The following is a 23,588-nucleotide window of genomic DNA, read 5'->3' on the forward strand; positions in this document are numbered from 1 at the left end:
GCCGTCAGCACCACAATTCCGTTGGAGTTCCTCCAAGCCAGCCAGCGAAGGAGTGAAGGAAAAACGCGAAGATTCCCCGATGGTGTGGTCTTGCTGTCCCTCACCTGACCACCGGCCGACTATGAAGCCGTGGACCGAGCACTCAGCGTCGCCGCATTGCTGGACCCCACCCACCAGGTGGTCCCCTTTCACGGCAGAGAACCCGAACTCGACGCACTCGTGGCGTGGCGCGACAGCCCCGTCCCGCAGGCGTCCCTGCTCGTGCACGCCCCGGCGGGCGCGGGCAAGACCCGGCTGCTCCAGCGGTTCGCGGAGCTGTGGGACGACGACGCGCACGGGCGGTTGCTGGTCCTCGACGACGCCGACCGCCGCACCTGGCAGCAGGTCTTCGAGCAGCTCCAGGACACCCTGCGGCACGGCCCGCAGCGCACCAGGGTGCTGCTGGCGAGCCGGATCACGGGCTGGTGGTGGTCCTCGACCCGCCAGCGCGTCGCCGACTTCGACCACGAGGTCACCGAGCTCGCGCTCCCGCCGAGCCCGTCCGACCGCGCCGAGTCGTTCACCCTCGCCTGCGAGCACTTCGCCAAGCAGCTCGGCGTCACCGCACCCGACGAACCACCGCCGAACATCGCCGACGAGACCACCCTCGACCTGCACATGGCCGCGCTCACCGCGGTGCACGGCGACCCGTGCGAGGTGAACCGCACCCAGCTCGTCCGCCAGCTCCTCCGGCGCGACAGCGGTCCGCGCACCGGCCGCATCGCCGAGGACTACCTCGCCGTGGCCACCCCGGACTCCCCGGACCCCGACCTGCTCGCCCGCGCCGCCCTGCGCTGGCCCGCACTGCGGCCGCGGCTCGACCGGCTCGTCGCCGAGCACCCGGAGGTCGTCCGCGACATGGCCCGCGACAGCCTGCGCATCACCGCGGAGATCGGCTCCCGCGCCACGGCGGAGCACCTGGCCCGCCGGCTCTTCCGCGACGAGCGGTTCGCCACCGACGCCATCCCGTCGATGCTCACCCGCAGGCTGATCGAGGGCGCCGAGGACACCCTGGAACGCGCCGAGATGTACGGGATGCTCAGCGCCCGCACGATGGTGTGCGGGCTGCGGCACGAGTCCGTCGAGGCCTCCCGCCAGGAGGTCGAGTGCTACCGGGAGCTGGCGCGGCGGGACCCGGAGAACCGGCCGCTGCTCGCGGACGCGCTGGGGGACCTCGGCCTGCGGCTCATCAACGCCCAGCGCCGCGACGAGGTGCTGCAGGTCTCCGAGGAGGCCATCGGGCTGTGGCGCGAGATCGCGGAGGACGACCCGGAGACCATCCCGCAGCTCGCGTCCGCGCTGGAGCAGATCAGCTACCGCTACCAGGCGCTGCACCAGGACGAGGCGGCGATGACGGCGCTCAGCCGCGCCACCCTGCTCTTCCAGGAGCTGGCGAAGAACCACCCCTCGCTGTTCCGCGGCGACTACGCCAGGGTCGCCGCCGCGATGGCCCGCCGCTTCCACGCCGAGGGCGAGAAGCAGCACGCCGCCGAGTCGATGCAGCTGTCCATCGCGAACTGGCGGGTGCTCGCCCAGGAGGACCCGCGGTTCGAACCGGAGTTGGCCCGCAACCTCGCCATGGCCGGTGTGATGCTCACCGACCTGCGCCGCGCGGAGGCCGCGAGCGAGACGCTGCGGGAGGCCGTCGAGCTGTTCCGCCGGCTCGCGGTCGTCAACCCCGACACGTTCCGCTCGGAGCTGGCGGACGCGCTGACGCGGTACAGCAGGGCGGTGCACGAGCTCGGCGACCCGGACGCCCGGCTGGTCGCGCAGGAGGCCGTGATGCTGTGGCGCGAGACGGACGACCGCAAGGGCCTCGGCACGGCGCTGCTCACCGTGGTGCACGTCGCGGACGACCTGCACGCGGCGGAGGAAGCCGTTGCGGTGCACCGGGAACTGGTCGCACGGGACCTGGTGTGGAACCAGGTCGACCTGGTGCTCGCCCTCGCCGTCCTCACCGAGCAGGAGCTGCTGCACGACCGGCACGAGGAGGCGCTGCGGCACGCGGACGAGTTCCTGGAGATCTGCGACCGGCTGCCGTCGCAGCTCATCGACTTCTTCGGCACGAAACTGGCGCCGGGTCTGCAACCGGTGGTCCGTGCACTGTCCGAAGCGGACCACCACGTCCGCGCGCTGCGGGCATCGGAGTTCGCGCTCGGCGTGTGGCGGGTGCTGATCCCGAAGACCGGACCGGTCGCCCACCTCGCCGCGCTCCAGCAGCACGCGTGCAAGCTCCGTGCCGCGGAACGGAAGGAGGAGGCCAGGAACACCGCGCACACCGCGATCGTGCTGTGGCACCTGCTCGGACCGGAGCTGGACGAGCAGCCGGGGTACGCCGACGCGCTCACCATCTACAGCAGGCTGTGCGTGGAGACGGGGTTCGAGGTCGACAAGGCGCTCCGGCTCGCCCACCGCGCGGTGCGGATCGCACGCGAGGTGGGCGACGAGGCGAAGCTGGAGTTCGCGCTGGAGACGGCAGCCGCGGCCGAGAGCGCGCTCAGCTGGTCGTGAGCAGCGACCGCACGAAGAACGCCACGTTGGCGGGGCGCTCGGCGAGCCGGCGCATGAAGTAGCCGTACCACTCGTCGCCGTACGGCACGTAGACGCGCATCCGGTTGCCCTCGGACGCGATGCGCCGCTGCTCCTCCGGCCGGATGCCGTACAGCATCTGGAACTCGTAGGTGTCCTTCGACCGCGCGGACGCGAGGTCGGCGGCGATGGCGATCAGCCGCGGGTCGTGCGAGGCCACCATCGGGTAGCCGGCGCCCTCCATCAGCACCTTGAGGCACCGCACGTACGACAGGTCGACGTCGTGCTTGTCCTGGTACGCAACGGAAGCAGGCTCCTGGTAGGCGCCCTTGCACAGCCGCACGCGGGAACCGGCGTGCGCGAGGTCGCGGCAGTCCTGCTCGGTGCGCTTCAGGTAGGCCTGCAGCACCGCACCCACCCACGGGAAGTCCACCCGCAGCTCGCGCAGGATGCCCAGCGTCGAGTCGGTGGTGGTGTGGTCCTCCATGTCGAGCGTCACGGTCGTGCCGACGACGGCGGCCGCGGCGCAGATGCGGCGGGCGTTCTCCAGCGCGATCTTCTCGCCGTCCACCGGCAGCGACTGGCCGACGGCCGACAGCTTGACCGACACCTCGGCACCGTCGGTGAGCCCGTGCCGCTCCAGCTGCGCCAGCAGCGTCAGGTACGCCTCGACGGTGTCGTTCGCCTGCGACTCCTCGACGGTGTCCTCACCGAGGTGGTCCAGCGTGACCAGGCGGCCGTCACCGAGCACCTCGGCGGTCGTGTGGATCGCGGAGGAGACGTCGGCACCGGCGACGAACCGCTCGACGACGGGCCGGGTCAGCGGCGTCGACTCGACGAGCTTGCGGGTACCCGCGCTGCGGGACGCCAGGAGGAGGCTGGAGCGCAACATGGTTCACGTCCTCGGGGTGTGAGAGGTGAGGGGAACGTCGAAGTGCTTGTGGCGCAACGACATTCCCCTCACCCAGGAGGGCCTGGTCTAGCCCTGGTGCGGGTGGAGGTGGGAGGTGGGGGCCACGAACGTCTCCTTGATGGAGCGCGGGCTCACCCAGCGGAGCAGGTTGTGGACCGACCCCGCCTTGTCGTTCGTGCCGGACGCGCGGCCGCCGCCGAAGGGCTGCTGGCCGACGACGGCACCGGTGGGCTTGTCGTTGACGTAGAAGTTGCCCGCGGCGAACCGCAGCTCCTCCTGCGCGTGCGCCACGGCGGCGCGGTCACGGGCGATGATCGAGCCGGTCAGGCCGTACGGCGCCGCGCTCTCCATCTGCTTGAGCACCGTCGGGTAGTCGGCGTCCTCGAAGACGTGGACCGCGAGCACCGGGCCGAAGAACTCGGTGGTGAACACGGAGTTCGCCGGGTCGGAGCCGAGCAGCACGGTGGGCCGGACGAAGAAGCCGTCCGAGTCGTCCGCGGTGCCGCCGGCGGCGATCTCCAGCGAGGAGTCCGCCCGCGCGGCCTGCAGCACGCCCGACAGCTTGTCGAACGAACGGCGGTCGATCACCGCGCCACCGAAGTTCGAGAAGTCGGTGACGTCGCCGTAGGTCAGCGCCTCGACCTCGGCCAGGAACTGGTCCTTGATCTTGTTCCACACCGAGCGCGGCACGTAGGCGCGCGACGCGGCGGAGCACTTCTGGCCCTGGTACTCGAAAGCACCGCGGATCATGGCCACGCGCAGCACGTCAGGGTCGGCCGACGGGTGCGCGAGGATGAAATCCTTGCCGCCGGTCTCGCCGACGATCCGCGGGTACGAGCGGTAGTTCGCGATGTTCGCACCGACCTGCGCCCACAGCTTCTGGAACGTCGCGGTGGAGCCGGTGAAGTGGATGCCCGCGAGGTCGGGGGAGCTCAGCGCGACCTCGGAGACGGCCAGGCCGTCACCGGGCAGCAGGTTGATGACGCCGGGCGGCATGCCCGCCTCCTCCAGCAGCCGCATGGTGAGGTGCGCGGCGAACGACTGGGTCGGCGACGGCTTCCACAGCACCACGTTGCCCATCAGCGCGGGCGCGGTCGGCAGGTTGCCGGCGATGGCGGTGAAGTTGAACGGCGTGATCGCGTAGACGAAGCCCTCCAGCGGGCGGTGGTCCGTGCGGTTCCACACACCGGGGGAGGAGATCGGCTGCTCGCTCAGCAGGTTGCGGGCGAACTGCACGTTGAAGCGCCAGAAGTCGATCAGCTCGCAGGCCGAGTCGATCTCCGCCTGGATCGCGGTCTTCGACTGGCCGAGCATGGTCGCGGCGTTCAGCGTCTGCCGCCACGGGCCGGCGAGCAGGTCGGCGGCGCGCAGCAGGACCGCCGCGCGGTCGTCGAACGACATCGCGCGCCACGCAGGGGCGGCCTCGCGGGCCGCGCGCAGGGCGTCGGTGGTGTCCTGCTGGGTCGCGCCGGCGAGGGTGCCGAGGACCGAGCGGTGGTTGTGCGGCTGGACGACGTCGAACCGCTCGCCGCCACCCATGCGCTGCTCGCCACCGATGGTGAGCGTCAGCTCGAGCGGCTCCTTCTGCAGCTCGGTCAGCTTGGCCTGCAGCTCGGCGCGCTCCGGGGTGCCGGGGGCGTACTGCAGGACCGGCTCGTTGACCGGGGCGGGAACCTGGGTGACCGCGTCCACTCGCAACTCCTCGTCGAATCGTCGGTGCCCCAACCGTAAGTCCGGTCAAGCCGCCATCCGTTGTCCGACCGGCCAAGATTCACCGGGTCAGATGTACGATCCGACAGTGTTGAAGTGCACGCGGGGAGCTTTCGTACCCCAGGAGGGAACGCGGGGCCCCCGCGTGCCGAAACAGCAGCAGGAGCGGCGGGGGTGGGGCGGGGATGAGTTTGCGGCACATCCTGATCGCGCTCGGTGACCCGCTCGTCGAGCTGCAGGTCGCGCCCCACGGCCTGGAGGTCGACGTGCGCGACGTCGTGATCATGGACCCGGACGACCCGCCGGACGTGGCGGCGGGGGACCTCGCGCTGGTCATCGGCGCACGTGGCCGGGCGGCGTTGCCGCTGGTCAAGGCTGCCGGACGGGCGAAGGCCGCCGCCGTCGCGGTGAAGGAGAGCTCGCCGGCGCTCGAACAGGCGGCGACGGACGCGGGCGTGGCGTTGCTGGAGGTCAGGCCCGAGGTGCGGTGGGCGCACCTGGAGTCGTTGGCCAAAGGCGTGCTCACGACGACGACCGACGACGGCGAGGTGCTCGGCGACCTGTTCGCGCTCGCGCAGACGATCGCCACCCTCACCGGCGGCATCGTCAGCATCGAGGACACCGCGAGCCGCGTGCTGGCCTACTCGCGGTCGTCCGACGAGGTCGACGAGCTGCGCCGGCTGTCGATCCTCGGCCGCCAGGGGCCGGAGCCGTACCTGAAGATGCTGCGCGAGTGGGGCGTCTACAACCTGCTGCGGTCGGGCGAGGAGGTCGTGCGCATCGACGAACGCCCCGAGCTCGGCATCCGCCGCCGCATCGCCGTCGGCATCCACGCGGGGTCGCAGCCGCTCGGCACGATCTGGGTGCAGGAGGGCGACCAGCCGCTCACCGCCCAGGCCGAACGCGCACTGCTCGGCGCCGCCCGCGTCACCGCCCCGCACCTGATCCAGCAGCGCAACCAGCCCACGTCCCGGTTCCGGGAGAACCTCCTCGCCGCCCTGCTCACCGGCCGGATGGACGCGGCCACCGTCGCCGGCCAGATCGGCGCCGACCCCGGCAAACCCGCCGCGGTGGTGGTCTTCGCGCTCAGGAGCGCCGAGGGCGACCGCAGCGAGCACGAGCTGCGCAGAGCCGAGATGACCGGCCTGATCTCCGTGCACGCGGCGGCGTACCGGCGCAGCGCGCTGGTCAGCGAGTCCGGCGGCCGCACCTACGTGCTGCTGCCCGACCTCGCCCCGAACGCGCAGCTGCTGAACCTCACCCGCGAGATCGTCACCACGGCCCGCCGCCACCTGCACACGGCGGTGCAGGCGGCGGTCGGCTCGACGGTGGCCACGCTCGACGAGGTGCGGGTGTCGCGGCAGGAGGCCGAACGCGTGCTCGACGCGATGGCCCGCGACCTCGACGCCGAGGTCGCCACGCTCGCCGACGTGCGCTCGCAGGTGCTGGTGAGCGAGATCCTCGCGCTGCTGCAGGACAACCCGAGGATTCGCGACCCCCGCATCGACGCGCTGGACCCGGAGCTCGCGAAGTCGCTGCTCGCCTACCTCGACGCGCTGGGGGACGTGCGGGCCGCGGCGGACCGGCTGCACGTCCACCCAAACACGCTGCGGTACCGGCTGCGGCGGATCGACCTGGACCTGGACGACCCGCTGGTGCGCCTGATCGCCCAGCTTCAGCTCAGGATGCGGTAGAGCAGCGCCCGTTCCGCGATCGTCCACGTCGTCGTGGTGAGCAGGTACAGCCCGGCGGCCAGCGGCAGGTAGGCCGCGACCAGGATCGTGCCGAACGGCAGCACCTTCACCAGCCCGGTCATGAACCCCGGCGCGGGCGTGGTGGTCAGCTGCGACCGCTGCCACCGCACGGTCAGGTACGCCACCACGGCCAGCGCCGCGAACAGCGCGAAGAACACCCACGCGAAGCCGGTGGTGAAGTGCGAACCGAGTGAGACGCCGAACAACGTGCCCTCCAGCAACGGGTTCGGCGTGGTGACGACCTGGTAGACGACCATGAAGAACGGGGCCGTCGCGAGCATCGGCAGCAGTCCCGCGAACATCGAGACGCCGTTGCTCTGGTAGACCTTCTGCGACTCCTCCGAGAACCGCACCAGGTCCTTGCCGTGCTTCTTCTGCAGCTCCCGGATCTCCGGCGCGAGCTTGGCCTTGGCCTTCTCCCCGCGCACGGCGGCGCGGTACAGCGGGTGCAGCGCGAGCCGCACGACGATGGTGAACAGGACGATGGCGAGCGCGGGCGTGCCGAAGCTCGCCAGGGCAGCGCCCAGGTCAGCGAACAAGGGTTCTTTCTCCGTCTTGAGTCGGGTGTGCGGGACGTGTCAGAACGTCCGGCACCCCGGTGCTCGGGGACGGGGCCGACCAGCGGTGTCGGGGTTGCGCAGCCGCAGCTGCGCCGATCGTTCAGCGCGTTCGCGGATCGCGAGCGACCGGGCCGGTGCCACCGAGCGCGGCACGAGCGCGACCACGACGAGCAACGCGAGCGCCAAGGCGGTCACGGCCGCGACGACCTCGGCCGGCGAGGACAGCAGCGTGAACGCGTAGAGAGCGGGCAGGAAGACGGCGAGCAGCAGCACCGCCCGATTCCTGGTCTCCTGCCGCATCACGTCCCCGAGTGTACGGCCACGGCGGGGGCGCGGTCCCGGGAACGCCGCGTGGAGCAGGGACGGGTCACGACTCGACGAGGCCCGGCCGGTCGGGGTGGTCGTAGCGCACGACCAGGTCGGCCACCGGCTCGTAGTCGTCGAACGCGGGCAGCGTCCACTGCTCGGCGGTCTTGCGGCGCAGCGCTCCCGGCGAGAGCCACAGGTGCACGGTCAGCTCCGCGGGCAGCCACCGGTCGAGCAGCAGGGTGCCGTCGACCAGCACCACGCCGTTCTCCGGCACGTCCACGTACTCCGCGCGGCTGGCCCGGTCGGTGGCGGCGTTCCACAGCGACGGCAGCACCTTGCCGTCCAAGGCCGGGTCGAGCACCTCGCGTTGCAGACCGGCCAGGTCGAACCAGTCGTGCCGGTAGGAGTACGGGTCGGTGCGGCCGTGCTCCAGCCGCACCGACGCCGGTCGCAGGAAGTCCTGTGTGGACACGCGCTGGACGGAACGGCCCGTGGCGCGCAACGGTTCCACGAGCGCGTCGGCGAGCTTGCCCGGTTCGGCGGCGGGAGCGCCGTCGAGGAGCACGCGCACCCGGCCGTCCAGCGCGGTGACGCGGGAGACGATCTCGGCGACCAGGGTGTCGTGGGAGAGCGGCCGGACCTTCATCGCCACCCCGGTGACGGCGCCCAGTCCGCCCAGGCCGTGTCCCACCAGATCTCACCGGACGCCAGCATCTGCTCGATCTTCACGCCCTCCGCGCGGATCGCCTCGGCCTCCGCCGCGGAGTACTTGCCGGCCGCCACCTGCTCCTCGAACTCGTCGAGGTCGCGCTGCTGCCACGTGCCGTCGGGCGCCATGGTGTAGTCGAGCGCGTGGTCGAGGGTCTCGAAACCGTCGGCCGTGCGCCGGTAGGGCGCCTGCAGGTTCAGGTAGTAGTTGCCGAAGCGGCGGTCCTCGCCGTGCCAGAACAGGTCGACCGAGTAGGCGTCGTCCGGGCGGTGCAGCATGAGCTTGCCGTGGCCGCGCCAGAAACCGCGTTCCGGCCGGTCCCACGGGTGCGGGTGGTGGTGCTCGGGGTAGGTGAGCGGGGTGCCCGGCTCCACGAACACCGCGAGCAGCCCCGGCTCGTCGACCACGACCCTGGTCGGCATCTCCGACCAGACCCTGCCGTGCAGCACCTCCCGCCGCACGACCACCTCACCCGGCGTGAACAACCTCATGCGCCGAACTTACGTGATCACGCTCGGCCGCGTCCCTCGCCATCATGCGCCGCTTGAGCGCGGGAACGGCGTTCGTGACGCGCAGGACCGTGCGGAACATCGCGAGCACGACCCGGCCGATCACGGGCCTGTGCAGCATGCCGGTGCCGTCCATCTGCTCACGCGAGGCGAGCACGGCCTTGAACCCGTACTCCACCATCTCGGTCTCGTACTCACCGATGGCGGTGACCACGTCCTTGCCGCGGTGGGCCTCGGTGAGCTTGCGGGTCAGCAGCTCCGCGTCGCGCAACGCGGTGTTCGCGCCGATGCCGCGGCCCGGCGTCATGAGGTGCACGGCGTCACCGATCAGCGTGACGTTGCTGGGCTTCCACGGCCGCACCGGCTCCGACGTGCGGACCTTGATCCGGAACACGGTCCGCGGGTCGGCCAGCCGGAAGAGCTCACGCAGGTTCGGGTGGAACTTCGGCGTCATCCCCAGCACGACCTGCTTGAGCTGCTCCTGGTCCAGCCCGTCGAGCTCGGGGAACTTGTCGTGTGCCGCCGCGTAGCCCCACATGATGTAGTCGTCCTCGACGCCCGCGGTGTCGAAGCGCATGACGTGCAGGATCACGAACGAGCCGCGCGGGCCGTGCAGCAGCGTCACGGCCCGTTCCGCCTGCGGTGGCAACAGCGCCAGGTTCTCCGGGGTGAGCGGCAGCTTGCCGGCGATCGAGGTGATGCCGGTGTCGGAGATCCGCGCGTGCGGCAGGTACTGCTTGCGCAGCTTCGACTGCGCGCCATCGGCTCCGACGAGCACGTCACCGGTCTCGGAGGTGCCGTCGGCGAAGAACGCGGTGACCGAGCCGTCGTCGTTGCGGCTGAAGCGGGTGAACGCCTTGTCGAACCGCACGACGTCCTCCAGCCCGGTCAGCAGCGCGGTCCGCATCGCGATGCGGCTCACCGACTTCTCGCTGCGGGACTCGTCGCTCTGCTCGGGCAGTTCCGCGACCAGCAGCTCGCGGTACTTCTCGGTGCGCATGTTGATCAGCTTCGGCGGCCGGGCCGTGGTGCGCACGAACTCGGCGAACACCTCCTCGGGTAAGCAGCTGTGCAGCGCCTTGCTGCCGTCCGGGCTGATCCCGACCCGGTAGCCGATCAGCATGCTGCGCGGCGTGCGGTCGCGTTCGAACAGCGCCACGTCCACGCCGGCCTTCTTCAGCCCGTGTGCCAGGCACAGGCCACCGGTCCCCGCTCCGATGATGAGTACGCGCATTACTTCCCCCTCAACCAAGTATCTTAGTTGAGAAGATATTCATGTGCTGAGAGTCTTGTCAATCGTCCTGGTTGAGCCTCCGCAACCGGGCGGTCGTGATCGCGACCCGCACGTCGTTCGGCGGCAACAGCCTGACCAGCTGTTCCATCGCCTCGGCGTCGTGCTCACCGGAGTCGGTCTGGATGAACGTCCACAGCGCGTTCGCGTCACCGCGTGACAGCACGGCCCGGCGCACACCGCTCGCCAGGTCGTCGCGCTCGGCCAGCACGACCGGCGCTTCGGAACGGGGGAGCAGCGTGCCGCGGTAGCGGGAGGCGGCCAGCGGGACGTCACCGTTGCGGAGGGCGGCGCGCACGGCCAGGAAGTCGGCCTCCACGTGCGCGGTCAGCCGGTACGGGCGGGTCGCGAGCACGCCGGCGCCCAGCTGCGCGCGCAACCGGTGCAACTCCGCACGAACGGTCGTCGGGTTGCCGCGCTCGCCGTAGAGCCGCAACGCGAGCTGGTCGGCGGTCAGGCCGCCGTGCACCGTCAGCGCGCACAGGATCTCCGCGTGCCGCAACGAGATCGGCACCTCGCGGGCGTCCAGCACCACCTTCGGTTCGGGCAGCAGGAACGACAGCGACAGCACCGAACGGCGCACGAGCCGCTGCCGGGGAACGCGCAGCAGGTACCCGTGGGCGAGCGGTTCCAGCACGGCGTCACGGCCGTCGGGCAGCCGCACCCGGTCCGACGACACGTCGACGCGCGGCGGTACCAGCCCGTACGGCTCGGCGGCGACGACCCGGCCGGTCGGGCTGAGCAACGCGCCCGGCTCACCGCGCAACGCGACCAGGTGCCGCATGTTGCGCGCCCGCAGCTCCTCGTCCTGGGCGCTCATCCTGGCCAGCAGCGCCGACTCGGCGAGCCGGGCGGAGGCCGACACCAGCGCCACCATCGACGGGTGCATCGTCTCCATCGGACCGCTCAGGTCGACGACGCCGATCACCTCGCCGGTGTCCGGGTCGCGCACCGGGCTCCCCGCGCACGTCCAGTGGTGGTAGGTGCGCACCAGGTGCTCCGCGGAGTGGACGGTGACGCTGGAGTTCACCGCGAGCGCGGTGCCCATCGCGTTCGTCCCCGCCGCGTCCTCCGACCAGAGCGTCCCCGCGCCCAGGCCGACGTCCTCGGCGTAGGAGCGGGTCGGGTGGGAGCCCTCGCACCACAGGATGTGGCCCTGGGCGTCCGCGACCACCATGATGTGCCTCGCCTCCTCGGCGAAGCCCAGCAGCGTCTCGCGCAGCACCGGCAGCGTCGGGTGCAGCGGGTGCCGTTCACGCAGGTCCGGCAGCTCGTCCTGGGCGAACACCGTCGGCGCGGTGTGCAGGTCGGGGTTCACGTTGGCCGCGAGTGACCGCTGCCACGACGCCGAGATGACGGAGCGTGGCGAATCGGCCGTGCGAGTGCCACTCAACACGGCATCTCTGACCCGGCTGAGCAACAGTGCGTGTTGCCGGTGGTCGGCGGTCACTGGTCCATCCACGGCTTGCAACGAGCATGCAACGTTCTGCTGCCTACTTTCTCATTTCCCCCACCTCAGGCGATCGGTGGGCCATCTTCCGCAGGGAGTCGAGAATGACGCAGTACGCGGCACCGGGGCAGCCCGGCAGCGTGGTCGCGTACCGGCCCAGGTACGACCACTTCATCGGCGGCGACCACGTGCCACCCGTCGCCGGCGAGTACGCCGAGAACGTGACGCCGGTGACCGGCGAGGTGTTCACGGAGGTCGCGCGCGGCACCGACGCCGATCGCGCCCGTGCGCTGCACTCGGCCGGCGGTGCCGCACAGGCCTGGGGGCGCACCACGGCACGGGAGCGCGCCACGGTCCTGGGTGAGATCGCCGACCGGGTCGAGGAGCACGCCACCGAGCTGGCCGTCGCGGAGACGTGGGACAACGGCAAGCCGGTGCGCGAGGCGCTGGTCAACGACGTCCCGATGCTGATCGAGCAGTTCCGCCAGGTCGCCGCCGTCATCCGCACCGAGGTCGGCACGGTCGAGCAGCTCGGCTGCGGCACCACCGACTACCGCACCCACCAGCCCGTCGGCGTGGTGCAGCGCAGGCTCGGCTGGGCGTTCCCGCTGCTGCACGCCGCCCGCGTGCTCGCCCCCGCGCTCGGCGCCGGGAACACCGTGGTCCTGGAGCCCGCGCTGCAGACGCCCGCGTCGGTCCACGTGCTCATGGACGTGATCGCCGACCTGCTGCCACCCGGTGTGGTGAACGTGATCACCGGATCTGATGACCACCCGGCGGTCGCCGGCCGCTGCCCGAACATCTTCTTCGCCGACGTCACCACCCAGCGCGACGACTTCCTCGACAAGGCGCTGGAGGGCTTCGCGATGTTCGCCGCCAACCAGGGCCAGGTGGCCACGGCCCCGTCCCGCGCGCTGGTCCAGACCGCGGGCTACGAGGAGCTGCTGCACCTCGCGACCGAACGCACCCGGCAGCTGCGCACCGGCAACCCCCTCGACACCGACACGGTGGTCGGCGCCGTGGTGTCGCTGGCCCAGCGCGACCGCGTGCTCGCCTACGTCGCCCGCGGCAGGGCCGAGGGCGCCCGCCTGGTCACCGGCGGCGAGGCCTCCGGCCACTACGTCCAGCCAACGATCTTCGAGGGCGACCACCGCTCCGGCGTGTTCGCCGACGACGTGCTCGGCCCGGTCGTGTCGGTGACCAGGTTCGACGACCGCGACGACGCCGTGAAGATCGCCAACGAGGCCACCGCCCAGATCGGCGCCGGCGTCTGGTCCCGCGACGTCGTGCTGGCCCACCGCCTCGGCCAGGAGCTGCGCGCGGAACGGGTCTGGGTGAACAACTACCACGCGTACCCGGCGAACACCGCGGTGCTCGCCGAGTACCGGCGCGTGAAGCACCTGCTGGTCAGCTACACCGACCGCGCGCAGGGCTACTTCTGACCGCTCACTTGCGCCAGGGCACCTGAGGGGAGGCGTAGTAGCCGATGCCCATCGCCTCCCACCGGGGTGCCTGCGCGCCCAGCCGCGGCGCGAACCGCTCCCAGTCGTGGACCGAGGCGGGTGCCCAGCCGAGCTCGGCCACCACGGGCAGGCGCGGGAACGCCATGTGCTCGATGTCGGCCGTCGTCCGCAGCGTCTCCGTCCACAGTGGAGCCTCGACGCCGCGGACACTGGCCTCGCCGACCCCGTCGAGGTACGCGCCGGGGTTCCAGCTGTAAGCGTCCTTCACCTCGACGTACCCGGCCCAGCTGAGGCCGAGTGCGGTGTTCTTGTCGTACTTCATGTCGAGGTAGACCCGGTTCGCCGGCGACATGAGCACCTTGTTGCCGCGCTGGGCCGCCGCGGCCACGTCCGCGTTGGTCGTCTTGGTGCCCCAGAACTGCGGGACGACGGAGGTGTCGGTGGTGGTCTTGACGAACTCGTGCCAGCCGACGGTGGTCTTGCCGTACTTCTTCACGATCGGCAGCGCGCGGTCCATGAACGTCTGGTAGTCCGCGTCGGAGGTCGAGTGGGCCTCGTCGCCGCCGAGGTGGAAGTACGGACCGGGCGTGATCGCCGAGACCTCGCGGACGACGTCCTCGACGAACCGGTACGTGACGTCGTTGTTGATGCACAACGACGAGAAGCCGACCTCGATGCCGGTGTAGAGCGGCCGCTTCTGGCCGTCGCAGTTCAGCTCGGCGTAGCTCGCCTGGGCGGCGTTGGTATGACCCGGCATGTCGAACTCGGGGATCACCGTGATGCCGCGCGACGCCGCGTGCGCGACGAGGTCCTTGTACTGCTGCTGCGTGTAGTAGAGCCGGCCGGTGCGGCCGCCGACCTCGGTGCTGCCGCCGATCTTCGTCAGCTCGGGCCACGACTTGATCTCCAGCCGCCACCCCTGGTCGTCGGACAGGTGGAGGTGGAAGTAGTTGACCTTGAACGTGGCGAGCTGGTCGACGTAGCGCTTCACCTGGTCGGTGGTGAAGAAGTGCCGGCTGACGTCGAGCATCGCGCCGCGGTGGTGGTAGCGCGGGAAGTCCGTGATGCTCGCGCCCCTGACCTGCCACGGCCCGGGCTGCTTCCGCTTCGCCTCCGCCTTGGCGGGCAACAGCTGGCGCAACGTGGCCACGCCGTTGAAGTGGCCGGCCGCCGTGTTGGCGCGGATGACCACCTGCCTCGGCGTCACGTCGAGCTGGTAGCCCTCGGGACCGACCTTCCGGTCGGCGCCGCCCGCGAAGACGATCCCGGTGTGGCCGAGCCGGTCGGTGACCGGCAGGCGGAAACCGGTGGAGGGCCGCAGGGTGTCGGCCAGGAGCTCGGCGGGCGCGGCGGCGTGCCGCGTGGTCACCTGGATCTTGGCGGACGGCGACAGCGTGAACACGCCGGGACGCGCGGTCAGCTGGGCGGGGTGCGGAACGAGCTGCGGGGGCGGTGGGGCTGCGTCGGCGGTACCGGTCACCAGGACTCCAGATGCGGCGATCAGCACGGCCGCCAGGGCGGATTTGGCTCGATGTCGTGCCACGACTCGTCCTCCAGGGCAGGGAGCGAAGTGGCGGCGGCGCTGGGGATCACGGTTTCAGCGCCCGGCCGGGATGTCAAGGTCCAGACCAATTGTGCCGGTTCCCGGAGGCTTGCGCGAACGGGCCGGGGGCGGGACGTCCCGCCCCCGGCCCGACCCTGAATCCCTGCGGTCTAAGGGTGTTCCTTCGACAGCTTGTGCCACAGCGCCGGAAGCGCCGCCTCCGTCCGGTGGGCGAGCTCCACCTCCTGCCCGTACAGCAGCCCGAACGTGAACCCGTTGTCGTCGCCCCGTCCCAGCTCCAGCAGCACCGGCCGGGCCACGACGGAGTCCTGGTGGTCGCCGAGCAGGGTCTGCACCTCCTTGGCGCGCTTGCGCAGGGCCGTGGCGTGCTTGCCGAGCGCGGGTTCGGCGACCTCGGCGGAGTAGCGCAGGCGCTTCGCGGCCTTGCGGGCCTCGTGCAGGGGCGTATCGCTGTCGTCGGTGGCGAGGGCGGTCTTGATGCGGGCGTCCAGGCGGTGGCGGGCCCTCTCCACGAGCTTGGGCAGGACGTCCTTGGCCCTGCCCGCGGCGAGCGGGGTGAGCGGGGGATCGGTGAGCAGGGTGTCGATGGAGTTCAGCAGGGCGAAGTAGCGCTCGTCGTCGAGGGCGGCGACGGAGGCCTCGTGGGCGGCGGCCTCGCGCGGGGCGAAGTGGCGGGTGAGGCGTGCGGCCACGTCACCGAGGGCCAGCTCCGGCGGGAGGGCGTGCAGGGCCTGCTCGAAGCGCGTCCGCAGCACCTCCAGGTCACGGGAGGTGCCCAGGACGCCCGCGAGCCACTTCAGCTCGTCGGTCAGGGTGCGGGTGGCGTCGCGGTCGACGACCTTGCCGAACGCCTGCAGTGCCGAGCGCATGCGGCGGGTGGCGACGCGCATCTGGTGCACGGCGTCGTCCTCGCTGCGGCGCACGCGCGGGTCCTCGTTCTGCAGGGCGGCGCGTTGCTCGTGCAGGTAGGCGAGGACGACGTCCCCCGCCGTGGACTTCTTCGTCACGCGCGGTATCGGGTCGCGCTTGACGCCGATCACCTGCGAGAGCTTCGAGGCCGACGACGAGCGGTGGATGCCCGCGTCGCCCAGGTGCTGTTCGACGGTGTCGAGCAGGGCGCGGTCGCCGGTGCCGAGCTCGACCTCGATCTCGCGCCACGAGGTGGTGCGGGTGGACGACCCCATGGTCTGGGCGGTCACCACGTCGTCGACGACCTCGGCCAGCACCTCGCCGTCGCCGTTGGACAGCTGCCAGCGGCGGCGGTTCGTCTTGATCTGCGCCACCGGCGCCAGGGACGAGCCGCGGGTGTGGGCGCGCACCAGGGACGTGAGGTCCTTCGGCGGTGTCTTCACGGCGCGGCCGAGCGGGGCGTGCAGCTCCTGGCGCGAGTCGGTGCCGGCGGGCAGCTTGAGGTGCCAGCCCTCGTCGTGACCGCCGACGCGCCTGCGCAGGGTCACGCCGGCGCGGGCGAGGCGGTAGTCGTCGGTGTCGAAGTAGGTGGCTTCGAGGTCGAACTCCTCGGGGCCCGTCACGACACCGGTGATCTCGGTGAGGTCCGGCAGACTCGCGTCCGATGGGGCCTCGTACTTGCGTTCGGTCTCGGTAGCAGAGGTCGCCATTTCCCATTCATACCCCGCTTCGGCCCAGTTCACCCGCGTCGTGACGGTGGGTGAGGGCGCGTGCCTCGGCCGGGCGGAAGCGGTACTCGATGGCGTGCAATCAGGAGTACGCGCCTTGGCCGGTCGGGCACCGTCCGGTTCGCTGGTCGCGTGCCCACGGAGAAGGAACGCCTCGACGTCGTCGAACCGCAGGTCGCCACGCTGATCAGCCACGTCGGCCAGCTCGCCGCGGAGCTGGAGCGGGTGACGGCGCGGCTCACGGCGCTGGAGCGCAGGCTGTCCGGTGCCGGCGACGGCGCGCTGGTGGACCTCGACGCGGTCGCCGACGACATCGCGCCGCTGGTCAGTGCGCTGCGGACGGCGTGGGACGCGGAGCAGGAGCTCCTCGCCGACCCGATGCGGGTCGAGCTGCGCCGGGAGGTGCTGGAGTTCGAGGGCCTCAAGGCGCGCCGCGACGAGGCCCGCTCCAGGCTCGCCAGCGGACGGGTGCCGCGCTTCGAACGCGACGCCCTCAGCCACGAGGTGCGCCAGGTGGAGTGGCTGATCCACGCCAACGAGGCCAGTGCGCTCCGCGCGGCCGAACGGCTGGCGGCCGACGAGGAGGCCGTCGGCGAGGAGTGGCGCACCGAGGCCGTGCGCGCGGGCGAGAAGGCCCGCGCCGAGATCAGGGACGCCGCCGCCCGCCGCATCTCCGACGCGCTCGGGCAGTACGCGCGGATGCCGGTGTGGTTCCGCGTCGGCCTGGGCGAGATCACCGCGCCGGACCCGTCGTTCTGGCTGGAGTCGGCGATCGCGGTCCTCGCCTACCGGCTGGAGTACGGCGTCACCGACGCGGTCTCGCCGCTGGGCACGCCGCCGTCCGCGAGCAGCGGCACCGAGGCGTGGGTGCGCCGGGCCGACGTCCACGCCGACGTCGCCGACCGGCTCGCGACGCTGGCCGCCACGTTCCACCTCCAGTAGCCTTGCTGCAACCGCACGGTTGCAGGAGGGCTCCGCAGGGTGAAGCAGGACGATCAGGACCGGGTCAGCGAGGTCCTCGCCGCGCTCGCGGACCCCATGCGCCGCCAGGTCCTCGACCTCGTCGCCGCCCGCGGCCCGGTGTCGGCGTCGGCGCTCGCGGGCGAGCTCCCGGTCAGCCGCCAGGCGATCGTGAAGCACCTGGCCGTGCTCGAACGCGCCGAGCTGGTGACGTCGCGGCGGGCCGGCCGGGAGAACTGCTTCTCGGTCCGGTCCGACGCGCTCGACGCCACCGCCTCCTGGATGGCGTCGCTGGCCTCGCAGTGGGACAGCCGCCTCGCCAGGCTCAAGCGGATCGCTGAGGCATGAGGTTCCCGCCGACCATCGTGGCCAGCACGGGGATGTCGGCGATCGCGTCGCTGGTGCGCGGGTCGTCGCCGAGCACCACGAGGTCGGCGAGCTTGCCAGGGGCGAGGCTGCCCAGCACGTCCTCCTTGCGGCACGCGTAGGCGCTGCCGAGCGTGTACGCGCGGATCGCCTCCTCGACGCTGATCGCCTCGTCCTGACCGACCGCGCGACCGCCGGACGACCGCCGCCGCACCATGAACTCGATGCCGCGCAACGGTGCGCCGTCCGCGACCGGCCGGTCGGAGCTGCCCGCCACGGTGATGCCGTGGTCGAGGAACGACCGCCCGCGGTACAGCCAGGGCGCCCGGCCCGGTCCCATGATCTCGCTGTAGTCGTCGCCGTAGGCCCACAGGAACGTCGGCTGGACGACGGGGATCATCTCGAGGGCCGCGATCCGCCCGAGCTGTTCGGGACGCACCAGGCCGCAGTGCTCGACCCGGTGCCGGGCGTCCGGGCGCGGTCGTGCGGACTGCGCCCGCGCCACCGCGTCGAGGGTGAAGTCGATCGCACGGTCGCCGATCGCGTGGACCGCGAGCTGCCACCCGGCGTTGTGCGCGTCGGCGATCGCCGCCCGCATGAGCTCCTCCGGCTCGGCGAGCTGCCCGACGTTGTCGCTCCCGGCGTACGGTTCGGTCAACGCGGCCGTGCGCGCGATCATGCCGCCGTCGGTCCACAGCTTCATGGCGCCCAACGACAGCATGTCGTCGCCGAACCCGGTGCGCAGCCCGAGGTCGATCGCCCGTGCGATGCCATCGGCCGGATCGGCGGCCACGTCGTGCAGCACGTGTGCGGACACCATGAGCTGCACCCGGATCGGCAGCTCGGCCCGTTGGTAGGCCAGGGCCTCCAGCGGGCTCGACGCGATCAGCCCGGCGCCGATGCCCGCCTCCGCGCACATCGTCACGCCCTCGGCCAGCACCTGCTCCGCACTGCGCCGCAGCTCGTCGACGACCTCGTCGACCGAGTAGGGCAGCCGCAACGACCGCGCGGCCAGCTGTTCGTTCTCGGTCAGCCAGCCGTCGCTCGTGATGCCCGGCAGCTGGCGCAGCACGGCGGAGTTCACGACGCACGCGTGCCCGGACAGGTCGGCCACGTACACCGGCCGGTCGCCGCTGATCGCGTCGAGGTCCACCGCGGTCAGCGGGCGGTCCATGATCCGCCGGTCGTAGCCGGACGCCTCGATCCACGCCGTGCCGGGTGCGTCGGCCAACGCGTGCTGCACGGCGGCGACGGTGTCCAGCCCGGTCACGTCGACGGTGCGCCGGCCGTTCCACGCCAGGTGCGTGTGCGCGTCGATGAAACCGGGAAGCACCACGGCGCCGCCGAGGTCGATGGTCTCGGCCGCCGACAGGTCCTCGACCTGCTCGTCCAGCCCGGCGATGCGGCCCTGCCAGATGCCGATCGTGTGCGCGGCGGGGCGGGCCGGGTCCATCGTGAGGGCCCGGCAGCCCGTCAGCTTCAGGTCGAGTCTCACGCGGTCGCGAGGACCGGCACGGGGGTGTTGGTCAGCACGGAGTCCAGGATCTCACCTGACCGCACCGCGACGTTGGACAACAGCGACGACGTGATGCCGTGCGAGTGCTCGGTGCCGCCCTGGACGTAGATGCCGCCGCGCAACGACGTCCGCACGCGGTAGTCCCGGCCCACGACGAGCCGCCCCGCGGCGTCACGGGCGCACGTCGCGTCGAGCGCACCGAGGGCCGGCGTGGCCTCGTCGTAGCCGGTCGCGAGCAGCACCAGGTCGGTGTCGAGGAACTCCTGCTCGCCGGTGACGAGCGACTGCACCACGGCACGGGCGCCGGTCGCGGACTCCTCGACCGCCACGAGCCGGGTCATGTTCATCATCTTCAGCCGCTCGGTGCCGAGCACCTTCTCCCGGTAGGTGGTCCGGTACAGCTGGGCGATGAGGTCGACGTCGACCACGGAGTAGTTGGTGTTGCGGTGGTAGTCCATCAACCGCTGCTTCACCGCGTCCGGCGCGTCGAAGTAGTGGTCGACGGCCTCCGGGTCGAAGATCCGGTTCGCGAACGAGCTGTCGTCGGCGGGGCTGTAGCCGTAGCGGGAGAACACCGAGCAGATCTCGGCACCGGGGAACTCGCGGTGCAGGTGGGCGACCGCTTCCGCCGCGCTCTGCCCGGCACCCACGACGACAAGGCGCTTCGGGTCCTTGAGCTCACCGACGCGGTGCAGGAACTGGCTGTTGTGCCACACGCGGTCCGACAGCACGACGCCCTCGGGAACGGTCGGGCGCAGACCCGTGGCGAAGACGAGGTTGCGGGCGCGGTAGACGTCACCCGTGGCGGTCGTCACCTCGAACAGGTCGTCCTCGACCGCTTCCACGCCAACGGCTTCCGCGTCGTAGGTGACCAGGTCGTCGACCTGCGCGGCGGCCCACTCGAAGTAGTCGTGGAACTCGACCCGCAGCGGGAACAGGTTCTTGTGGTTGACGAAGTCGACGAGCCGGCCGCGGTCCTTGAGGTAGCACAGGAACGAGAAGCGGCTGGTCGGGTTCCGCATGGTGACCAGGTCCTTGAGGAACGAGACCTGCATCGTGGCGTCGTCGAGCAACATGCCGCGATGCCAGCCGAACGCCTGCTGGCGTTCCAGGAACACCGCGGTGACAGGGGTTTCGGCCTGCTCGTTGTGCTCGGTGAGAGCGATGGCGAGCGCCAGGTTGGAAGGTCCGAACCCGATGCCGACGACGTCGTAGATGGGGTGCACGAGCATTCAACTTAGGGCAGCCTAAGCTTATCTGCAAGCACTTCGTTAGGTTAGCCTGACCGTATCTCACCGCGTCGAAGGAGGACACCCCCATGAGGGTCGTCATGTTCGGGTTCCAGACCTGGGGTCATCGCACCCTGCAGGCACTTTTGGCATCTGAGCACGAGGTCGTCCTGGTGGTGACCCACCCGAGGGGTGAGGGCGTGTACGAGAAGGTCTGGAGCGACTCGGTCGAGGACCTGGCCCGCGAGAACGGCGTCGACGTCCTGATCCGCGAACGGCCGGAGGACCAGGAGCTGCTCGACGCGCTCAAGGCCGCCGACCCGGACGTGATCGTCGCGTGCAACTGGCGGACGTGGATCCCGCCGCAGGTCTTCGCCCTGCCCAAGCGCGGCACGCTGAACGTGCACGACTCGCTGCTGCCGAAGTACGCGGGCTTCTCCCCGTTGATCTGGGCGCTGATCAACGACGAGAAGGAGGTCGGCGTGACCGCGCACATGATGGACGACACCCTCGACGCCGGCGACATCGTGCTGCAGCGCTCGGTCCCCGTCGGCCCGCGCGACACCGCCGCCGACCTGTTCGCCAAGACGCTGGAGCTGTTCGGCCCGATCACCGTCGACGGCCTCGCCGAGATCGCCTCCGGGCGCACGGACTTCACCAAGCAGGACCGGTCGCAGGCCTCCTTCTTCCACAAGCGCGCGGAGGAGGACCTGCGCATCGACTTCACCTGGAGCGCGGAGGAGCTGGACCGGCTGGTGCGGGCGCAGTGCGCGCCGTACCCGAGCGCGTTCTGCTTCCACCGCGGTGAGCGCCTGGAGATCATCGAGGCCGACGTCTCCGCCGAGGTCTACGGCGGCACCCCCGGCCGCATCTTCTACCGCGAGGGCGACGGCGTGGCGGTCGTCGCCGGCGCAGAGGCCCGTCGCGGTCGCAGCAAGGCGTTGCTGGTCAAGAAGGTTCGCACCGCGGACGGCACCGAGCTCAAGGCGCAGGAGTACTTCCGCACCATGGGCGGCTACCTGACCTCGCGTCCGCAGTAACACCGCTCGTCCGGCATGCGGAATCACGGGCCGGGTGACCTGCCCGTGACCCGCATGGTCGATCATTGCCGCATGAATCGCGCTGCGGTGACGTCACTTGTCGTCTTCGTGCTGCTGGTGGCAGTGGGCTGGTACCTGACGGAGCTCCAGTCGAAGGACGACGGGCCCACGACGACCAGCACGCCGGCACCGCGGCCGGGCAGCTCGACCGACCTCAACGCGCTGCAGATCGCGCCCGAGGGCAAGATGACCGGCTACAGCCGCGACCGGTTCCCGCACTGGGCGTCGCAGGGGGACTCCTGCGACACCAGGGAGATCGTGCTGCAGCGCCAGGGCGCCGACGTCACGACGGACAAGGACTGCAAGGCCGTCTCCGGCACCTGGACCAGCCCGTACGACAACGTGGTGGTCAAGGACGCGGCCGAGATCGACATCGACCACACCGTGCCGCTGGCCGAGGCCTGGCGCTCCGGCGCCGACAAGTGGACCGACGAGCAGCGCAAGGCGTTCGCAAACGACCTCGGCGGCATCCAGCTGGTCGCCGTGACCGCGAAGACCAACCGCGGCAAGGGCGACCAGGACCCGGCGAAGTGGAAGCCGCCGGTGGAGTCCTACTGGTGCACCTACGCCCAGCACTGGATCTCGGTGAAGATCAGCTACAAGCTGACCGTCGACCAGGCCGAGCACGACGCGCTGGCCGCGCTGCTCAAGGCCTGCTGACCGCCTCGGGGGCACGTCGCCGGTGGGCGACGACATCCGCGCGGTGACCCGGCCCGGCCGCGGCGGGCCCGGCTGGCTTGTCGACCGCGGCGTTCGGGGATGGTGGCCCGGATGCCGCGGCGGCTCAGGCGAGAGCGGATGGGCTTGCTGGAGCAGCCCTTGTCCGCTCGGGCAGGTCACGCCACGACACCCCGGTCTTGGCCTTGAACAACACCGTTGACCGCACGCCGGTCATCCACCCGCGGACGACCACTCGCACCTGAGACCGGCTGCAACGACATCCGCGCGGTGACCCGGCCCGGTTGTGGACGGGCCGAGTCGCGCCGGAGCTAGCCGACCTGGACCGACTCGAACAGGCCGGACAGCTTCCAGTGCGTCACGTAGCCCATCGCCTCGGCCGCGATCAGCACGTCGAGCTTGCCCAGGTTCGTGCGCTTGGGCATCTGGTAGGCCTTGCCGCGCCGCGCGTCGAGCACCATCGGCGTGGCGCCCGGCAGCGTGCCGGCGGTGGTGTGCTGCAGTATCCGCAGGCCGACGTTCGCCGCCTCCCTGGTCAGCGGCACCTCCTTGGTGTGGACGAGCACCGCGTAGGTGGAGCCGTCCTTGCGCCGCAGACCCAGGTGCGGGCGCACCCGGAGCGTGAGCTCGCCGGCCCGGTAGGTGGTGCCCTCGACCGGCACGCCGGTCGCCTTGAACGCGGCGAGCCAGGGCAGGAAGCCGTCGGCGATCTCCTCGAACGCCCGCGGCTGGCCGGTGCGGTTGGCGGCCATGACGGCCTTCTTCAGCTCCAGCTCGGGTTCGGTGGAGTTGACCGCTCGGCGCATGGCGTCGCGGATCGGGTTGTAGAAGCCGCAGACCCTCGGGTCGTCGGTCAGGTACATCCCCCGTTGTTCCGACACGATGTTGATGCGTCCACGCTGACCGCTCATGACGTACTCGGTGAACGACAGTGCGGTGACGCTGACGTTGTTGTCCGGCAACGTTTTCTCCCCTCGTACCGCCTTCTTCACCTGACGTTAGCGGAGGGGTCTGACAAAAACGGCGCTGCTCCGAACGGGCTAGTGATTACGTAGTGTTGCTTGTTCACTCAATCGTGTGGCACTCAGGGTGGTGCCCTGGGCCTCATTCGGTGAACAGACCGTGACGGACCGGCAACCGATCAGCCACCCGACCGCTCGTCTGCCGTTCGCCGACGCTCACCCAACGCTCACCGCACGACCAGCAGGAGTAACCCTGCGTAGAAGATCAACTGAAGACAATGGGTTCACCAGGAGATTTCGCAGCGAGGGAGCACGATGGCGGGAAAGGCGGTTCAGGCCG

Annotated in this window: 20 protein-coding genes; 7 read left to right on the forward strand and 13 right to left on the reverse strand. The window is 71.0% G+C overall.

From position 1 onward, the window contains the following. Positions 1 to 129 precede the first annotated feature (129 nt). Positions 130 to 2,550 carry a hypothetical protein gene (locus tag ACZ7CH_RS39690; protein ID WP_470376319.1) on the forward strand — a complete coding sequence of 807 codons (2,421 nt, stop codon included), beginning with the start codon at positions 130 to 132 and terminating at the stop codon, positions 2,548 to 2,550. On the opposite strand, the gene ACZ7CH_RS39695 is transcribed toward ACZ7CH_RS39690, so the two are convergent. Both ACZ7CH_RS39695 and pruA read right to left on the reverse strand, forming a co-directional pair. Continuing rightward, positions 2,537 to 3,460 (reverse strand): proline dehydrogenase family protein, encoded by a 924-nt coding sequence (locus ACZ7CH_RS39695; RefSeq protein ID WP_360400900.1) that lies wholly within the window; start codon positions 3,458 to 3,460, stop codon positions 2,537 to 2,539. The genes ACZ7CH_RS39690 and ACZ7CH_RS39695 overlap by 14 nt on opposite strands. 87 nt (positions 3,461 to 3,547) lie before the next feature. After that, a complete protein-coding gene (gene pruA / locus ACZ7CH_RS39700) occupies positions 3,548 to 5,173 on the reverse strand; it encodes an L-glutamate gamma-semialdehyde dehydrogenase (RefSeq protein WP_470376320.1) in 1,626 nt (541 codons plus the stop codon). Positions 5,174 to 5,376: 203 nt separating this feature from the next. On the opposite strand from pruA, the gene ACZ7CH_RS39705 reads away from it, so the two are divergent. Beyond that, on the forward strand, positions 5,377 to 6,885 hold the full coding sequence (locus ACZ7CH_RS39705; protein WP_470376321.1) for a PucR family transcriptional regulator: 1,509 nt from the start codon (positions 5,377 to 5,379) through the stop codon (positions 6,883 to 6,885). On the opposite strand, the gene ACZ7CH_RS39710 is transcribed toward ACZ7CH_RS39705, so the two are convergent. The 6 genes from ACZ7CH_RS39710 to ACZ7CH_RS39735 all read right to left on the reverse strand — a co-directional run bounded on the left by ACZ7CH_RS39710 (position 6,867) and on the right by ACZ7CH_RS39735 (position 11,719). After that, positions 6,867 to 7,484: a YidC/Oxa1 family membrane protein insertase gene (locus ACZ7CH_RS39710; protein ID WP_470376322.1), complete on the reverse strand. Its 618-nt coding sequence runs from the start codon at positions 7,482 to 7,484 to the stop codon at positions 6,867 to 6,869. The two genes, ACZ7CH_RS39705 and ACZ7CH_RS39710, sit on opposite strands and share 19 nt — an antisense overlap. Before the next feature lie 39 nt (positions 7,485 to 7,523). Next, the gene (locus ACZ7CH_RS39715) at positions 7,524 to 7,805 is read right to left on the reverse strand and encodes a DUF6412 domain-containing protein (protein ID WP_470376339.1); all 282 of its coding nucleotides are present in this window, start codon (positions 7,803 to 7,805) and stop codon (positions 7,524 to 7,526) included. A 67-nt stretch (positions 7,806 to 7,872) separates the two neighbouring features. Continuing rightward, positions 7,873 to 8,460, reverse strand: coding sequence for a nucleoside/nucleotide kinase family protein (locus ACZ7CH_RS39720; RefSeq protein ID WP_360401014.1), 588 nt, complete (start codon positions 8,458 to 8,460; stop codon positions 7,873 to 7,875). Beyond that, positions 8,457 to 9,014, reverse strand: coding sequence for a DUF402 domain-containing protein (locus ACZ7CH_RS39725; protein WP_360400885.1), 558 nt, complete (start codon positions 9,012 to 9,014; stop codon positions 8,457 to 8,459). Before ACZ7CH_RS39725 ends, ACZ7CH_RS39720 begins: the two co-directional genes overlap by 4 nt. Beyond that, a complete protein-coding gene (locus ACZ7CH_RS39730) occupies positions 8,992 to 10,266 on the reverse strand; it encodes an FAD-dependent oxidoreductase (RefSeq protein WP_360400882.1) in 1,275 nt (424 codons plus the stop codon). The genes ACZ7CH_RS39725 and ACZ7CH_RS39730 overlap by 23 nt, the downstream gene beginning before the upstream one ends. Before the next feature lie 58 nt (positions 10,267 to 10,324). Beyond that, positions 10,325 to 11,719: a GAF domain-containing protein gene (locus ACZ7CH_RS39735; RefSeq protein WP_470376323.1), complete on the reverse strand. Its 1,395-nt coding sequence runs from the start codon at positions 11,717 to 11,719 to the stop codon at positions 10,325 to 10,327. Positions 11,720 to 11,877: 158 nt separating this feature from the next. Here ACZ7CH_RS39735 and ACZ7CH_RS39740 point away from each other — a divergent pair, with 158 nt between their 5' ends. Beyond that, the gene (locus ACZ7CH_RS39740; RefSeq protein WP_470376324.1) at positions 11,878 to 13,215 is read left to right on the forward strand and encodes an aldehyde dehydrogenase family protein; all 1,338 of its coding nucleotides are present in this window, start codon (positions 11,878 to 11,880) and stop codon (positions 13,213 to 13,215) included. Between the two features lie 4 nt (positions 13,216 to 13,219). Here ACZ7CH_RS39740 and ACZ7CH_RS39745 read toward each other — a convergent pair whose 3' ends face one another. Together ACZ7CH_RS39745 and ACZ7CH_RS39750 are read right to left on the reverse strand one after the other, a co-directional pair. Further along, positions 13,220 to 14,779, reverse strand: coding sequence for a beta-N-acetylhexosaminidase (locus ACZ7CH_RS39745; protein ID WP_458434013.1), 1,560 nt, complete (start codon positions 14,777 to 14,779; stop codon positions 13,220 to 13,222). 170 nt (positions 14,780 to 14,949) lie between these two features. Next, entirely contained in the window at positions 14,950 to 16,419 is a 1,470-nt protein-coding gene (locus ACZ7CH_RS39750; RefSeq protein WP_470376325.1) for a CYTH and CHAD domain-containing protein, read from the reverse strand. A 150-nt stretch (positions 16,420 to 16,569) separates the two neighbouring features. On the opposite strand from ACZ7CH_RS39750, the gene ACZ7CH_RS39755 reads away from it, so the two are divergent. Further along, positions 16,570 to 17,379: a hypothetical protein gene (locus ACZ7CH_RS39755; protein ID WP_360400867.1), complete on the forward strand. Its 810-nt coding sequence runs from the start codon at positions 16,570 to 16,572 to the stop codon at positions 17,377 to 17,379. Positions 17,380 to 17,418: 39 nt separating this feature from the next. Next, positions 17,419 to 17,745, forward strand: a complete 327-nt coding sequence (locus ACZ7CH_RS39760) for an ArsR/SmtB family transcription factor (RefSeq protein WP_360400864.1) — start codon at positions 17,419 to 17,421, stop codon at positions 17,743 to 17,745. Here ACZ7CH_RS39760 and ACZ7CH_RS39765 read toward each other — a convergent pair. Then, a complete protein-coding gene (locus ACZ7CH_RS39765) occupies positions 17,723 to 19,258 on the reverse strand; it encodes an amidohydrolase (RefSeq protein WP_470376326.1) in 1,536 nt (511 codons plus the stop codon). The two genes, ACZ7CH_RS39760 and ACZ7CH_RS39765, sit on opposite strands and share 23 nt — an antisense overlap. Further along, entirely contained in the window at positions 19,255 to 20,511 is a 1,257-nt protein-coding gene (locus ACZ7CH_RS39770) for a lysine N(6)-hydroxylase/L-ornithine N(5)-oxygenase family protein (protein ID WP_470376327.1), read from the reverse strand. Before ACZ7CH_RS39770 ends, ACZ7CH_RS39765 begins: the two co-directional genes overlap by 4 nt. Before the next feature lie 86 nt (positions 20,512 to 20,597). On the opposite strand from ACZ7CH_RS39770, the gene ACZ7CH_RS39775 reads away from it, so the two are divergent. Continuing rightward, a complete protein-coding gene (locus ACZ7CH_RS39775) occupies positions 20,598 to 21,548 on the forward strand; it encodes a methionyl-tRNA formyltransferase (protein ID WP_360400855.1) in 951 nt (316 codons plus the stop codon). Between the two features lie 72 nt (positions 21,549 to 21,620). Further along, on the forward strand, positions 21,621 to 22,268 hold the full coding sequence (locus ACZ7CH_RS39780; RefSeq protein ID WP_360400852.1) for an HNH endonuclease family protein: 648 nt from the start codon (positions 21,621 to 21,623) through the stop codon (positions 22,266 to 22,268). A 329-nt stretch (positions 22,269 to 22,597) separates the two neighbouring features. Here the strand turns inward: ACZ7CH_RS39780 and ACZ7CH_RS39785 are convergent, their stop codons facing one another. Next, positions 22,598 to 23,248, reverse strand: coding sequence for a hypothetical protein (locus ACZ7CH_RS39785; protein ID WP_360400849.1), 651 nt, complete (start codon positions 23,246 to 23,248; stop codon positions 22,598 to 22,600). Between the last annotated feature and the right edge of the window lie 340 nt (positions 23,249 to 23,588).

It is taken from the genome of Lentzea sp. NPDC037011, from assembly GCF_055607425.1.

Coding starts and splice junctions, on each gene's coding strand:
- ACZ7CH_RS39695 (WP_360400900.1), bottom strand. CDS start 3,460: ATGTTGCGCTCCAGCCTCCTCCTGGCGTCCCGCAGCGCGGGTACCCGC.
- ACZ7CH_RS39705 (WP_470376321.1), top strand. CDS start 5,377: ATGAGTTTGCGGCACATCCTGATCGCGCTCGGTGACCCGCTCGTCGAG.
- ACZ7CH_RS39715 (WP_470376339.1), bottom strand. CDS start 7,805: ATGCGGCAGGAGACCAGGAATCGGGCGGTGCTGCTGCTCGCCGTCTTC.
- ACZ7CH_RS39720 (WP_360401014.1), bottom strand. CDS start 8,460: ATGAAGGTCCGGCCGCTCTCCCACGACACCCTGGTCGCCGAGATCGTC.
- ACZ7CH_RS39725 (WP_360400885.1), bottom strand. CDS start 9,014: ATGAGGTTGTTCACGCCGGGTGAGGTGGTCGTGCGGCGGGAGGTGCTG.
- ACZ7CH_RS39730 (WP_360400882.1), bottom strand. CDS start 10,266: ATGCGCGTACTCATCATCGGAGCGGGGACCGGTGGCCTGTGCCTGGCA.
- ACZ7CH_RS39740 (WP_470376324.1), top strand. CDS start 11,878: ATGACGCAGTACGCGGCACCGGGGCAGCCCGGCAGCGTGGTCGCGTAC.
- ACZ7CH_RS39750 (WP_470376325.1), bottom strand. CDS start 16,419: ATGGCGACCTCTGCTACCGAGACCGAACGCAAGTACGAGGCCCCATCG.
- ACZ7CH_RS39770 (WP_470376327.1), bottom strand. CDS start 20,511: ATGCTCGTGCACCCCATCTACGACGTCGTCGGCATCGGGTTCGGACCT.
- ACZ7CH_RS39775 (WP_360400855.1), top strand. CDS start 20,598: ATGAGGGTCGTCATGTTCGGGTTCCAGACCTGGGGTCATCGCACCCTG.
- ACZ7CH_RS39780 (WP_360400852.1), top strand. CDS start 21,621: ATGAATCGCGCTGCGGTGACGTCACTTGTCGTCTTCGTGCTGCTGGTG.